Origin of the sequence: Microbacterium luticocti DSM 19459 (assembly GCF_000422405.1) — a bacterium.
GTDB classification, from domain to species: domain Bacteria; phylum Actinomycetota; class Actinomycetes; order Actinomycetales; family Microbacteriaceae; genus Microbacterium; species Microbacterium luticocti.
In genome coordinates, this window is record NZ_AULS01000017.1 from 21,209 (window position 1) to 34,640 (window position 13,432).

General features: G+C 70.4%; 12 protein-coding genes. 7 read left to right on the forward strand and 5 right to left on the reverse strand.

Annotation, left to right across the window (positions count from 1 at the left end; all coding sequences use genetic code 11):
• Positions 1-114: 114 nt before the first annotated feature.
• The 5 genes from H577_RS0111230 to H577_RS0111250 form a co-directional block, all read right to left on the reverse strand.
• A complete protein-coding gene (locus tag H577_RS0111230; protein WP_029146027.1) occupies positions 115-660 on the reverse strand; it encodes a TetR/AcrR family transcriptional regulator in 546 nt (181 codons plus the stop codon).
• Between the two features lie 33 nt (positions 661-693).
• Positions 694-1,704, reverse strand: a complete 1,011-nt coding sequence (locus H577_RS0111235; RefSeq protein ID WP_029146028.1) for a hypothetical protein — start codon at positions 1,702-1,704, stop codon at positions 694-696.
• Complete coding sequence (locus tag H577_RS0111240; protein ID WP_029146029.1) at positions 1,701-2,900, reverse strand: ATP-binding protein; 1,200 nt, start codon at positions 2,898-2,900, stop codon at positions 1,701-1,703. The genes H577_RS0111235 and H577_RS0111240 overlap by 4 nt, the downstream gene beginning before the upstream one ends.
• Positions 2,901-2,902: 2 nt before the next feature.
• The gene (locus H577_RS0111245) at positions 2,903-3,547 is read right to left on the reverse strand and encodes a response regulator transcription factor (RefSeq protein ID WP_029146030.1); all 645 of its coding nucleotides are present in this window, start codon (positions 3,545-3,547) and stop codon (positions 2,903-2,905) included.
• A 423-nt stretch (positions 3,548-3,970) separates the two neighbouring features.
• Complete coding sequence (locus H577_RS0111250) at positions 3,971-5,365, reverse strand: MFS transporter (RefSeq protein ID WP_029146031.1); 1,395 nt, start codon at positions 5,363-5,365, stop codon at positions 3,971-3,973.
• 154 nt (positions 5,366-5,519) lie between these two features.
• Here H577_RS0111250 and H577_RS0111255 point away from each other — a divergent pair, with 154 nt between their 5' ends.
• The 7 genes from H577_RS0111255 (at position 5,520) to H577_RS0111285 (ending at position 13,051) form a co-directional block, all read left to right on the forward strand.
• Positions 5,520-7,046, forward strand: coding sequence for a fumarylacetoacetate hydrolase family protein (locus H577_RS0111255; RefSeq protein ID WP_029146032.1), 1,527 nt, complete (start codon positions 5,520-5,522; stop codon positions 7,044-7,046).
• Complete coding sequence (locus H577_RS0111260) at positions 7,043-7,714, forward strand: GntR family transcriptional regulator (RefSeq protein ID WP_029146033.1); 672 nt, start codon at positions 7,043-7,045, stop codon at positions 7,712-7,714. The genes H577_RS0111255 and H577_RS0111260 overlap by 4 nt, the downstream gene beginning before the upstream one ends.
• A 13-nt stretch (positions 7,715-7,727) precedes the next feature.
• Positions 7,728-9,281: a 5-carboxymethyl-2-hydroxymuconate semialdehyde dehydrogenase gene (gene hpaE, locus H577_RS16280; RefSeq protein ID WP_051191981.1), complete on the forward strand. Its 1,554-nt coding sequence runs from the start codon at positions 7,728-7,730 to the stop codon at positions 9,279-9,281.
• A 51-nt stretch (positions 9,282-9,332) separates the two neighbouring features.
• Entirely contained in the window at positions 9,333-10,499 is a 1,167-nt protein-coding gene (hpaD, locus tag H577_RS0111270; protein WP_029146034.1) for a 3,4-dihydroxyphenylacetate 2,3-dioxygenase, read from the forward strand.
• A 253-nt stretch (positions 10,500-10,752) separates the two neighbouring features.
• Positions 10,753-11,538, forward strand: a complete 786-nt coding sequence (hpaH, locus tag H577_RS0111275; RefSeq protein WP_029146035.1) for a 2-oxo-hept-4-ene-1,7-dioate hydratase — start codon at positions 10,753-10,755, stop codon at positions 11,536-11,538.
• Positions 11,523-12,326 carry an HpcH/HpaI aldolase family protein gene (locus H577_RS0111280; protein WP_029146036.1) on the forward strand — a complete coding sequence of 268 codons (804 nt, stop codon included), beginning with the start codon at positions 11,523-11,525 and terminating at the stop codon, positions 12,324-12,326. Before hpaH ends, H577_RS0111280 begins: the two co-directional genes overlap by 16 nt.
• Positions 12,327-12,520: 194 nt before the next feature.
• The gene (locus H577_RS0111285) at positions 12,521-13,051 is read left to right on the forward strand and encodes a hypothetical protein (protein ID WP_029146037.1); all 531 of its coding nucleotides are present in this window, start codon (positions 12,521-12,523) and stop codon (positions 13,049-13,051) included.
• Positions 13,052-13,432 lie beyond the last annotated feature (381 nt).

Genomic DNA, 13,432 nt, shown 5'->3' on the forward strand with positions numbered 1-13,432 from the left:
GGGTCATGCGGATGCCGCATCCCGCACCGCGACGGCCGGGTCAGGCGGATGCCGCGTCCCGCACCGCGACGGCCGGGTCGGGCGGATGCCGCGTTCCGCACCGCGACGGCCGGGTCAGGCGGATGCCGCGTCCCGCACCAGCGCGCGGATCCGGTCGAGCACGGGACCGACATCCTCGGGCAGCACGACCTGCCGGAACACCAGGCCGTCGAGGGCGAACCAGATCGCGTCGATCAGCGCCGCATCGGTGACCCCGAGCCGGCGCAGCGCGGCGGCGTTCGCCTCGCGGTATGCGTCGTAGTACCGCTGCGCATGCGGTCGCAGCTCGGGTCGGCGGCGCGACTCGAGCAGCAGCTCGTACTGGAACGCCTGCATGTCGCCGTCTTGCTGCGCGAGGGTCTCGATGCCGGCGGCGAAGCCCGCGGCATCCGTCACCTCGTCGAACATGCTCGTCGCACGCAGGCTCTCGTCGACGGCGTGGTCGAGGGCGGCGGCGATGAGCTGGTCGCGGGTGCCGAAGTGGTGCCGCACCAGCCCGTGCGACACGCCCGCCTCGGCGGCCACGGCCCGGTAGGTGAGCGCGCGCAATCCGCCCCGCGCCACGACGGCGATGGATGCTCGCAGCAGGGCGAGGCGTCCGGGGACGGCGGTCTCGGTCACACCCGCAGACTATCCGGCCGGTCGCCGACACCCTCACAGCGCTTCATGCGCGATGCTCGTGCCGTCGACGGTCAGGGTAGCGTGGGGGGTGCCGTTCACGCTGGCCACCCGCAAGGTCATGGTGGCGCCGTGCGCGTGTGTGATCTGTTCCGCCCCCCACGTTGCGGCCGCGCGTCGTTGGGTGTCGGTCAGCGCCTGGCCCTTGAGGTCGTCGAGCACCAGGACGTCGACGCCGTGTTCGCGCACCCGGCGCAGCGCCGAGGTGAGCGGCTCGACCGCCAGGCTCGGACTGCGCACGCGGTCACGCAGAGCCGCTTCGAGCGCGCGCACACCCGCCGGGTCGGGCGAGCCGCCGGCGGCGATCTGCTGCAGCGCCGGCTCGGCCATGGCACGCACGGCCTGCAGCTCGGAGTCCAGCGCTGCGGCTGCCGTCTGTTCGCGGGTCTCTTGCTCGGCGCGTGCCCGCTCGGCGGAGCGGTGCGCCACGATCTGCCGAGCCGTGTGATGCAGGCCGAAGGCGAACACCGAGCATGCCACCAGCGGGAAGGCCTGAGTGTAGCTCGAGAGCAGGCCGTGCACCGGCGACCCGGTCTGAGCGATGCTCCAGGTGGCGACGACCAGCTGCATGGCGACCTGCCCGACCCACGCGGCGAGGATGCGCGCACGGATCGCCAGGCAGAACATGAGCAGATCGCACGGGTTGTACTCCCACGTCAGATAGCCGAGATCGGTGACGTCGGCGGGCAGCTGCCAGGTCACCGCGACCGCGGCGAACACGATCACGGCGAGGATCACCCCGGTGCGCCAGCGCGGCAGCGGGGTGCGCGAGGGAAGCACGATCAGCAGCAGGCCGCCGATGACGGCGGCGAGTGCGGCCAGCCCTGCGGGCGTGCGCGCCGTCGGCGCACCGAGCACGAGTGCGGAGAAGAGCAGATTGACCAGATACAGCGCGAACAGCAGCCAGGGCACGACGGTGAAGAACCCGAGGTAGTGACCGATGTCGTCGTCGGGTATGCGTCGCGGGCCCGCAGCGAGCGTGCTCATGGGCGCTCCCAGCGCAGCGTCACCGTGGTGCCGTACCCCCGCGTGCTGCGGACGTCTGCACGACCGCCGGGCACGCCCTGCATGCGACGGATGATCCCCTGCCGCACGCCCAGTCGGGTCGAGGCGATGTGTCGGGGATCGAATCCACAGCCGTCGTCGAGCACGACGACCTCGATCCGGTCGGCCGAGACGTCGGCCCGCACCTGGCGCGTCACCGGCGTTCCAGCATCGGCGTGACGCACGCTGTTGCGCACCGCCTCCGCGAACGCCTCCTCGAGGGCGGCGCAGACGTCCGCGGGGATGTCTCCGTCGGTGGTGGCGACGTAGTCGAATCGGATGCTCGGGTCCAGGCGGGTCGTCGTCGCCTGCAACCGCCACGCCAGTTGTCGGGGCGTGCTCTCGGTCGCCGTCTCGTGCGGTGCACGCCGGATGTCGTCGAGGGCGGTCGCCGCCTCTTCCCGGGCGCGCTGGGGACTTTCTCCGCCCGCATAGGCGAGCAGCGCGACGATGATGCGGTCGTGGACGAGCATCTGCACGCGCGTGCGCGCCGTTCGGCGGGCATCGGCGGCCGCGACCTTGCGGGATTCGCGCACCGCCACGTCGACGGCGGTGTCGAGCAGACGCCCGGCGCGCAGCAGCGCGAAGGCCAGACACATGAACATCGCGATGAAGAACAACTGACGCAGGGCGTCCCCCAGGGCGCGGCCGAGGACGGGATTCTCGGCACACAGCAGTGCGATCGAGAACATCGTGGCCTGCCAGACGATCGCGTAGGCCAGCACTCCCCGCCATCTCCAGGCGAGCACGGCCGCACAGGCCGGCACGATCTCGAGCTCACCCAACCAGGTGAGCCCGAAACCCTCGGCGAGCCGGGTGCCGCCCAGCACGACGGGTACGGCCAGGTACACCACCAGCATCCCGAGCGCCTGAATGCGCCACAGGCCGCGCAGCACCCGCAACCGGGCGTGGGCGAACAGGCACAGCGCGAGCACCGCCGGCGCCACCAGCACGACCAGCGCGACGATCGTCAGCGCAGGGGTGAGCACGTACCGCTGCGTGAGCATGGCGGGGATGACGCTCGCTGCTTCGACGATGGCGGTGATGCCCAGTGACATCGTCATGAGTCGGTACAGCCGACGCCGCGCGAACCGGTCGACCAGTGCCGTGTCGTCGACGGGGGCGGGCGCCGTGGTCATCGTCAGTGGGCGTCCGGCAGCAGAGCCGAGGGAAGGATGCCGTCCTCCACGGCCCGTCGGTACAGATCGATCTTGGTGTGCGCCGGGCGCCCGATCGCGGCGTACTTCGCACGGATGCGGCGCACGTAGTCGTCGACGGTGTTCTTGGTGATGCCCAGTTCGTAGGCGACCGTCTGCGCCTTGACTCCCTGCGCGAACTGCGCGAGCACCCGCTCTTCCTGCGGGCTCAGGCCGGCCGCGGCCAGCTCGGGATCGGAGTCCATGACCGAGGCCCACTCTGTCGACAGCTCGACGTCGCCGTCGACGATCTTGCGGAGCGTGTCTTCGAGCACGCTGCGAGGCGCCGACTTGCGGACCAGACCGACGATGGGGCACCGGGCGACGGCGCGCATGAGATACGGGCTCTCGCCCGAGGTGAGGATCAGGGTCCGCACGCCGGCGGCGGTGAGGCGCTCGACGTTCGCGACCGGCGATGATCCGTCGGCGAGCCGCAGGTCCAGAACCGCGATGTCGACGTCCGGGAACGTCGCCAGCAGCTCTCGGACCGTACCGACGGCCCCGACGAACTCGAGATCGTCGATCTGCGCGACGACCGCCTCGATCCCCAGCCCCACGATGTCGTGGTCATCCACCAGTCCGACTTTCATCGCGTCCCCTTACGATACGCCCGCAGCCCCCAAGAACGACCCGGCTCTTCTGCCTGACATTAGCGCCGCCTCATGTTCGCCGCCAGAACCGTACGTGGGTGCCCCCACAAGTGGGGGCGGGGGCGGGCTGGGTGGAGGCGTGCGCGGGGCGGCGACGGGCTGGGTGGAGGCTTGGGCGGGGCGGCGACGCGCAGACGGCGACGCGCGGGGGCAGCCAGGGCGGTGCCCTCATATGTCGGGGCTTCAGGCACGGCCGGCTCCCGGGCACGATGAGAGGGTCGCCCATCTGGGGACGTGACGTCGCCCATCTGGGGACGTGACGCAGGACACCAGCGCCCGGGCCAGGCGCGCTGCGGTGTGGCGGATCCGGGGGATCCGCCACACCGGCAGGTCTGCTCCGGCGTCGGCGGGACGCCGTGCGGCTCAGGCCCTGGCCAGCCCGTGGATGGGGCTCTTGGCCTGCTCGGCCTCGAACTCCGGGCCGAGCGGAATGCCGCTGCGGTCGCGCAGCAACAGGGTCGCGATCAGGCCGATCACGGTCATTCCAGCGAGGTACCAGGTGATTCCCCAGGTCGAGCCGGTCGCCTGGAAGATCGCCTGCGCGATGGTCGGGGCGAAGGCCCCGCCCAGGATCGCGCCGATCGCGTACGAGATCGACACCCCCGAGAACCGGATGGACGCCGGGAACAACTCGGCGTACAGGGCCGCCTGCGGTCCGTAGGTGAACCCGAGGCCGACGGTGAGGATCGCCAACGCCGCGAACAGCACCCACACGTTGCCGACGTTCGTCAGCGGGAACAGCAGGAACACACCCACCAGCTGCAGGATCCACCCGATGATGTAGGTGGTGCGGCGCCCCAGCTTGTCGGACCACCAGCCCGCGAGCCACGTGGCCGCCAGCCAGGTCAGTCCCGATCCGGCGACCGCCCACAACACGGGGCCGGCGTCCAGTTGCACCGGCCCGGCCGGGTCGGTGGCGTAGCGCTGCACGTATCCACCGGTGGTCATGTATCCCACCGCGTTGTTGCCTGCGAACACCAGCGCGGCGATGATCACCAGCAGCGCGTGGTGGCGGAACAGCTGCACGATCGGCATGCGCGTCTCTTCTTTGCGCTCGGCGATCTCTTGGAACACCGGGCTCTCGGACACGCGACGCCGCACCCAGTAGCCGATGATGATCAGCACCACCGACAGCAGGAACGGGATGCGCCAGCCCCAGTCGTGGAACGCCTTGCCGGGGGCGATCAGCGCCATCAGCGCCATCACACCCGAGGCCAGCAGCAGCCCGATCGGCACGCCGATCTGCGGCGAGGCCCCGAACAAACCGCGCTTGGCCTTCGGCGCGTGCTCGACGGCCATCAGCACCGCGCCACCCCACTCGCCGCCGGCCGAGATGCCCTGCAGCACGCGCAGCAGGATCAACAGCACCGGCGCGGCCATGCCGATCACGGCATACGTCGGCAGCACACCGACCAGGGTGGTCGCCGCGCCCATCAGCAGCAGGGTGAGCACCAGCATCGGGCGGCGCCCGATCTTGTCACCGAAGTGCCCGGCCAAGAACGCGCCCAGCGGACGGAACAGAAAGCTGATGCCGACGGTGATGAACGACAGGATCTGGGCGAACCCGGGGCCTGCCGGCTTGAAGAACAGGTCGGCGAACACCAGTCCGGCCGCCGAGGCATAGATGAAGAAGTCGTACCACTCGATGGTGGTGCCGACCACGGTCGCGAAGACCACTCGCCGCCGGTCGGCGGCCGAGGCGATGGTGCCGGTCGGTGTCAGACCGCCGGCCGCATCACCCGCGTTGGGTGAACTCATTGTTGACTCCTCTGTCGATGAGATCTGTCGCTGAGACTGCGCTGTCTCCGGTACCCCAGGGTGCCCCACTCGTCGTGGTGAGCGGAACCATCCTCTTGCCGGACGCAGGATGATCATATACGATTTCAGATACAACACAAGGGCGAGGGAGCTCATGAGCACTGACAGCACGTCGACGACGGATGCCACGACCACCGCCGATCCGCGTTTCGCCGGTCTTCCGGGCCGGCCCGGCAAGATCATCGCCGTCCACCTCAGCTACGCGTCCCGTGCCGACCAGCGCGGCCGGCGCCCGGCCTCCCCCTCGTATTTCTTCAAGCCCGCGAGCTCGGTCGCCGCTTCGGGTAGCACCATCGAGCGCCCCGCCGGCACCGAGCTGCTCGCGTTCGAGGGCGAGGTGGCGCTGGTGATCGGCACCGCCGCCCGTCACGTGCCACTCGAGCGCGCATGGGACCACGTCGGCTGGGTGACCGCATCCGACGACTTCGGCGTCTACGACCTGCGCGCGAACGACAAGGGCTCGAACGTGCGCTCCAAGGGCCGCGACGGCTACACCCCGATCGGCCCGCGGCTCATCGACGCGCGCACCGTCGACCCGCACGCGCTGCGGCTGCGCACCTGGGTGAACGGCGAGCTCGTGCAGGACGACACCACCGCCGGCCTCATCTTCCCGCTCGCGCAGTTCGTCGCCGACCTCTCCCAACACATGACACTCGAGCCCGGCGACGTCATCCTCACCGGCACCCCCGCCGGCTCGTCGGTGGTCGTCCCCGGCGACGTCGTCGAGGTCGAGGTCGACGCCCCGACCGCGCCCGGCGCCCCGTCCAGCGGCCGCCTGGTCACCACCGTCGTGCAGGGCGAGCACGGCTTCGACCCCGCCGTCGGCTCGGTGCCGGCCGTCGACGACGCGCAGCGGGCGGATGCCTGGGGCTCGCGCGAGGCGGCGGGCCTGGCCCCGGCCGCCCAACCCGCCGCCGCCGCGTTCGTGCTCACTCCCGAGCTGCGCGCCAAGCTCGAGAAGGCCCCCGTCGCCGGGCTGTCGGCGCAGCTGCGCAAGCGTGGACTGAACAACGTCGTGATCGACGGCATCCGCCCCATGCACCCCGACACCAAGCTCATCGGCACCGCCCGCACCCTCCGGTTCATCCCCAACCGCGAAGACCTGTTCAAGGCCCACGGCGGCGGCTACAACCCGCAGAAGCAGGCGTTCGACGCGCTGGGCGCGGGCGAGGTCATGGTCATCGAGGCGCGCGGGGATGCCACGGCCGGCACGCTCGGCGACATCCTCGCCATCCGCGCCCATGCGGCCGGCGCCGCCGGCATCGTCACCGACGGCGCTGTGCGCGACTACGACGCCGTGGCGGCCGTCGGCATCCCGGTGTTCTCGAAGGGCGCACACCCCGCGGTGCTCGGCCGTCGCCACGTCGCGTGGGACCATGACGTGACGATCGGATGCGGCGGCGTCGCCGTACAGCCCGGTGACGTCATCGTCGGCGACGGCGACGGAGTCATCGTCATCCCGCCCGGCCTGGTCGAAGAGGTGGTCGACGCCGCCCTCGCGCAGGAGGACGAGGACGGCTGGATCGCCGACCGGGTCGCCGACGGCGAGCGCATCGAGGGCTTGTTCCCCATGAACGCCGCCTGGCGCGAGCGCTATGAGCAGCGTGAGGAGGGCCGATGAGCACAGCCGTCGCGACCCTCAGCAAGTCCCAGCGCGCGTACGCGTACATCCACGACCGCATCGCGCACCACGAGTACACGCCCGGTTACCGGCTGGTGCTCGGCACGATCGCCGACGAGCTCGACATGAGCGTGGTGCCGGTGCGCGAGGCGATCCGCCGGCTCGAAGCCGAAGGCTACGTGACGTTCGAGCGCAACGTCGGCGCACGCGTGGCCGTCGCGGACGAGAGCGAGTACGTCTACACGATGCAGACCCTGGGCCTTGTCGAAGGCTCGGCGATCTCGTTGGCCGCCCCGCACCTCACCGATTCCGATCTGGCCCGCGCCCGCGCGGTCAACGAGCGGATGCGGCGGCTGCTCGATCACTTCGACCCGCACGAGTTCACCCGGCTCAACCAGCAGTTCCACACCGCACTGTTCGAGCGGTGCCCGAACCCGCACATCCTCGAGCTCGTGCACCGCGGCTGGCGCCGACTGCCGGGCGTGCGCGACTCGACCTTCGCGTTCATCCCCGGCCGCGCCGGGCACTCGGTCGACGAGCACGAGCACATCGTGCAGCTGATCGAAGATAACGCCGACCCGCTCGAGATCGAGCTGGCCGCCCGCACCCACCGCTGGCGCACGATGGACCAGTTCCTCGCCGCCCGCCATCCCGACTCCCACCACTGACGGAGGAACATCCATGACCGACACCACCCTCGCCGCCCGGCACGTCCCCGCCGACCTGCCCGACCGCATCCAGCACTACATCGACGGACAGACGGTCGATTCTGTCGACGGTGACACGTTCGACGTGCTCGACCCCGTCACCAACCAGACCTATCTGACCGCCGCTGCCGGCAAGAAGGCCGACATCGACAAGGCCGTCGCCGCCGCCAAGCGCGCGTTCGACGAGGGTCCGTGGCCTCGGATGCTGCCGCGTGAGCGTTCCCGCATCCTGCACCGCATCGCCGACATCGTCGAATCCCGCGACGCGCGGCTCGCCGAGCTCGAGTCGTTCGACTCGGGCCTGCCGATCACCCAGGCGCTCGGCCAGGCCCGGCGCGCGGCCGAGAACTTCCGGTTCTTCGCCGACCTGATCGTGGCGCAGGCCGACGACACCTTCAAGGTGCCGGGCCGTCAGATCAACTACGTCAACCGCAAGCCGATCGGTGTCGCCGGGCTCATCACGCCGTGGAACACGCCGTTCATGCTCGAGTCGTGGAAGCTCGGCCCGGCGCTGGCCACCGGCAACACGGTGGTGCTCAAGCCGGCCGAGTTCACGCCCCTGTCGGCGTCGCTGTGGGCGGGGATCTTCGAGGAGGCGGGCCTGCCGCAGGGCGTGTTCAACCTCGTCAACGGTCTGGGTGAGGACGCCGGCGACGCGCTGGTGAAGCACCCCGACGTGCCGCTGATCTCGTTCACCGGAGAGAGCCGCACCGGGCAGATCATCTTCGGCAACGCCGCGCCGTTCCTGAAGGGCCTGTCGATGGAGCTCGGCGGCAAGTCGCCCGCCGTGGTGTTCGCCGACGCCGACCTGGACGCCGCGATCGATGCGACGATCTTCGGTGTGTTCTCGCTGAACGGCGAGCGCTGCACGGCCGGCAGCCGCATCCTGGTGCAGCGCGACGTGTACGACGAGTTCGTCGACCGGTACGCCGAACAGGCCAAGCGCGTCAAGGTCGGCTACCCGCACGACCCCGACACCGAGGTGGGCGCGCTGGTTCACCCCGAGCACTACGAGAAGGTGATGAGCTACGTCGAACTCGGCAAGACCGAGGGGCGTCTGGTCGCCGGCGGCGGCCGCCCGAAGGGGTTCCCCGAGGGCAACTTCGTCGCCCCGACGGTGTTCGCCGACGTCGCACCCACGGCCCGCATCTTCCAGGAGGAGATCTTCGGGCCGGTGGTGGCGATCACCCCGTTCGACACCGACGACGAGGCGCTGGCTCTGGCCAACGACACCAAGTACGGCCTGGCCGCCTACGTGTGGACCAACGACCTCAAGCGTGCGCACAACTTCGCGCAGAACATCGAGGCCGGCATGGTGTGGCTCAACTCGAACAACGTGCGCGACCTGCGCACCCCGTTCGGCGGTGTCAAGGCCTCGGGCCTCGGCCACGAGGGCGGCTACCGCTCGATCGACTTCTACACCGACCAGCAGGCCGTGCACATCACGCTCGGCAAGGTGCACAACCCCACCTTCGGCAAGCAGCAGCACCACACCGAGGTCGAGCTGGACGACCCGGACCCCCGCTGATCCCACCCCCCACCGGTCGCCTGCGACCGGCACTCACGCAAGGACGCTGACATGACCAACCGTCACGACATGACACTGACCTCGTCGGGCTTCTACGTCTCGCAAGAGGCCCCGATCGACACCGACAACCCGGTGCCCACGCCCACCGCCCCGGCCCCCGACATCCTGCGCTGCGCCTACATGGAGCTGGTGGTCACCGACCTGCAGCGCTCCCGCGACTTCTACGTCGACGTGCTGGGCCTGACGGTGACCGAGGAGGACGAGCACACCGTCTACCTCCGCTCACTCGAGGAGTTCATCCACCACAACCTGGTGCTGCGGCAGGGGCCGGTGGCCGCCGTCGCCGCGTTCAGCTACCGGGTGCGCACCCCCGAAGACCTCGATCGGGCGGTCGCGTTCTACACCGAGCTCGGCTGCCGGGTGGAGCGTCGCGCCGAAGGCTTCACCAAGGGCATCGGCGACTCGGTGCGGGTGACCGACCCGCTCGGGTTCCCGTACGAGTTCTTCCACGACGTCGAACACGTCGAGCGTCTCGCCTGGCGCTACGACCTGTACACGCCGGGCGCCCTGGTGCGCCTGGACCACTTCAACCAGGTCACCCCCGACGTGCCGCGCGCCACGAAGTTCATGCAGGACCTCGGCTTCCGCGTCACCGAAGACATCCAGGACGAGGCCGGCACCGTCTACGCCGCCTGGATGCGCCGCAAGCCCACCGTGCACGACACCGCCATGACCGGCGGCGACGGCCCGCGCATGCACCACGTCGCGTTCTCGACGCACGAGAAGCACAACATCCTCTCGATCTGCGACAAGCTCGGCGCGCTGCGCATGTCGGACCGCATCGAGCGGGGGCCGGGCCGCCACGGCGTCTCGAACGCGTTCTACCTGTACCTGCGCGACCCCGACGGCCACCGCGTCGAGATCTACACGCAGGACTACTACACCGGCGACCCCGACAACCCGGTGGTCACCTGGGACGTGCACGACAACCAGCGCCGCGACTGGTGGGGCAACCCGGTGGTGCCGTCCTGGTACACGGATGCCTCGCTGGTGCTCGACCTCGACGGCAACCCGCAGCCGGTGGTGGCGCGCACGGATGCCTCGGAGATGGCGGTCACGATCGGCGCCGACGGCTTCAGCTACACCCGCCCCGAGCAGGGCGAGGAATCGATGCCGGAGTGGAAGCAGGGCGAGTACAAGCTCGGCCACCAGCTGTAGGCAACCCCCGGTCGCCCCGCGAGTTCGGTCGCCCCGCGAGCGCAGCCGGTCGAACGTCCCACGACGCGAGACGTTTCGACTCGGACCTTCGTTCCCTCGCGGGGGGACCGACACCGGGCGGTCATCCCCCAGTCGTCGAGCGAGGCAGCACGGCGACCGAGGCGAACGATCCGGGCTCCGAGCGGCGCCGCAAGTCGAACCGACCCAGCGCTCCGGCACGACACGACACGACACGACACGACAAGGAGACAGGATGCTCGATTCCGAGGTCATCGCCCGGATCGCCGACGAGCTGGCCGAAGCCGACCGCACGAACAGTGTCATCCCCCGCATCACCGCGCGCTACCCGGATGCCACCGTCGAGGACTCGTACGCGATCCAGGGCGTGTGGCGTGACACCAACCTCGCCGCGGGCCGGCGCCTCGTCGGCCGCAAGATCGGCCTGACCTCCAAGGCCATGCAGGCGGCGACCGGCATCACCGAGCCCGACTACGGGGTGATGTTCGACGACACCGTGTACGAGAACGGAGCCACCATCCCGTTCGACCGGTTCTCGAACGTGCGCATCGAGGTCGAGCTGGCGTTCGTGCTGAACCGACCGCTCGAGGGCCCGGACTGCTCGCTGTTCGACGTGCTGCGCGCCACCGAGTACGTGACTCCCGCGCTCGAGGTGCTCAACTCGCACATCGAGCTCGAGGGCCGCACCATCGTCGACACCATCAGCGACAACGCCGCCTACGGCGGCATGGTGCTCGGCGGCGTGCCGATGCGGCCCGACCAGATCGACCTGCGCTGGGTGGCGGCCATGCTGTACCGCAACGAGACGATCGAAGAGACCGGGGTCGCGGCGGGCGTGCTCAACCATCCCGCGACGGGCGTGGCCTGGCTGGCGAACAAGTTCCACCAGCACGGCTCGCGCCTTGAGGCGGGCGAGATCATCCTGGCCGGGTCGTTCACCCGGCCGATGTGGGTGCAGCGCGGCGACAGCGTGCTGTGCGATTACGGACCGATGGGAACCATCACATGTCGCTTCGTCTGAGCTCGACCTTCCGCGAACGCCTGGCCGAGGCATCCCGGCCCCTCGTCGGCATGTGGGCGTGCTCGGGTTCGCCGCTGATCGCCGAGGTCGACGCCGGTTCGGGTCTGGACTGGCTGCTGATCGACATGGAGCACTCGGCGAACTCGCTCGAGAGCGTGCTCGTGCAGCTGCAGGTGGTGGCCGCGTACCCGATCGCGCCGGTGGTGCGCGTGCCGTGGGGTGACACCGTCGCGATCAAGCAGGTGCTCGACCTGGGCGCGCAGAACCTGCTCGTGCCGATGGTGTCGTCGGCCGACGAGGCGCGGGCTGCGGTCGCGGCGACGCGGTACCCGCCGGTGGGGGTGCGCGGCGTCGGCAGCGCACTGGCGCGCAGTGCCCGCTGGAACCGGGTCGACGGGTACCTCGGCGACGGCGCGACGCACGTGTCGCTGACCGTGCAGGTCGAGACCGCGGCCGCGGTCGAGCACGCCGCCGAGATCGCCGCCGTCGAGGGCATCGACGCCGTGTTCGTCGGCCCGTCCGACCTCGCCGCGTCGATGGGGCACCTCGGGCAGCAGTCGCATCCCGACGTGGTGGATGCCGTGCACCGCACGTTCGCGGCGGTCAAGGCCGCGGGCAAGCCGGTCGGCGTGAACGCGTTCGATCCGGCCGTGGCCGACGCGTACATCGCCCAGGGGGCGGACTTCGTCGCGGTCGGGGCCGATGTGGCGATGCTCGCCCGCTCGTCCGAGGCCCTCGCGGCCCGGTTCATCCCCGACTCCGCCCGCGCCGCCCGCGCCTCGTACTGACCTGCGGCCGGGGTCTGGGGTGTGACACCCCACCCTGTGGGGTCCCCGTCTCGACCCCGACCAATTCCGGTTTGGGGCGCATTTGCGCGTTTGGGGCGGATCTGTGGAGCCGAAACCGCACAGATCCGCCCCAAACACATGGCTGCGCCCGTCCGGACCCGCCGCACGGGCGCCCGGCGTGCCATCCTGAAGCCATGAAGAAGTGGATCGTGCGGTTCTGCTCGCTCCTCGTGTTCAACGTGGTGGTGCTGCTGCTGATCGGCTGGCTCACGCCCGCGCGTGTCGGCTGGGCCGCGCTGTGGGCGGGCATCGTCATGACGGCGCTCGTGATCTGGGTCAAGCCCGTCGTGACGCGCTGGTTCCGCGGCATGGCCGCCCGCTCGGCCGCCCAGCGCACGAAGGTCGGCGAGAAGGTCGTGCAAGGACTGCTGGCCCTCGCGGTCGCGTTCCTGGTGTGGATCGTCACGGTGCTGCTGTCGGGCGTGAACGTGCACGGCTGGTTCTGGGGATACCTGCTGCCGCCGGTGATCCTCATCATCGGCTGGGCGGTCTACGACCTGGTCGACGACAAGGTCGAGGCCCAGGCATCCGCCCTCTACGACAAGGCGACGGGCGCGCAGGCGACGGATGCCACGACCCCGGCCGCCGCGGAACAGTCCGGCCGCGCCGAGCTGCGCGACGGCCTCACCGACGAGCAGCGCAAGATGCTCGACGACCTGGGCTGAGCGCCGCCGCCCTCGCCCTGCGCCGAGAGTGCTCCCGCCCTTCGCCCAGAGTGCTCCCGCCCTTCGCCGAGAGTGCTCCCGTTCTTCATCGAGAGTGCTTCTGACGGACGAAAGCGCGGGTAATCCCCGCATCCTCGTCCGTCAGAAGCACTTTCGCGGGCCCTCGCCCCGCTCGAGCGGGCCGTCGCCGACCTCGCGGCCCTCGCGGGCGCCCGCCCGACCCGAGCGGACCCTCACCCGACCCGAGCGGACCCTCACCCGACCCGAGCGGGCCCTCACCCGACCTCGCGGGCCATCGCCCGAATCGAGCGGTCAGTTGCCCGCCCTTCGCCGAGAGTGCTTCTGACGGACGAAAGCACGGGTAATACCCGCATCCTCGTC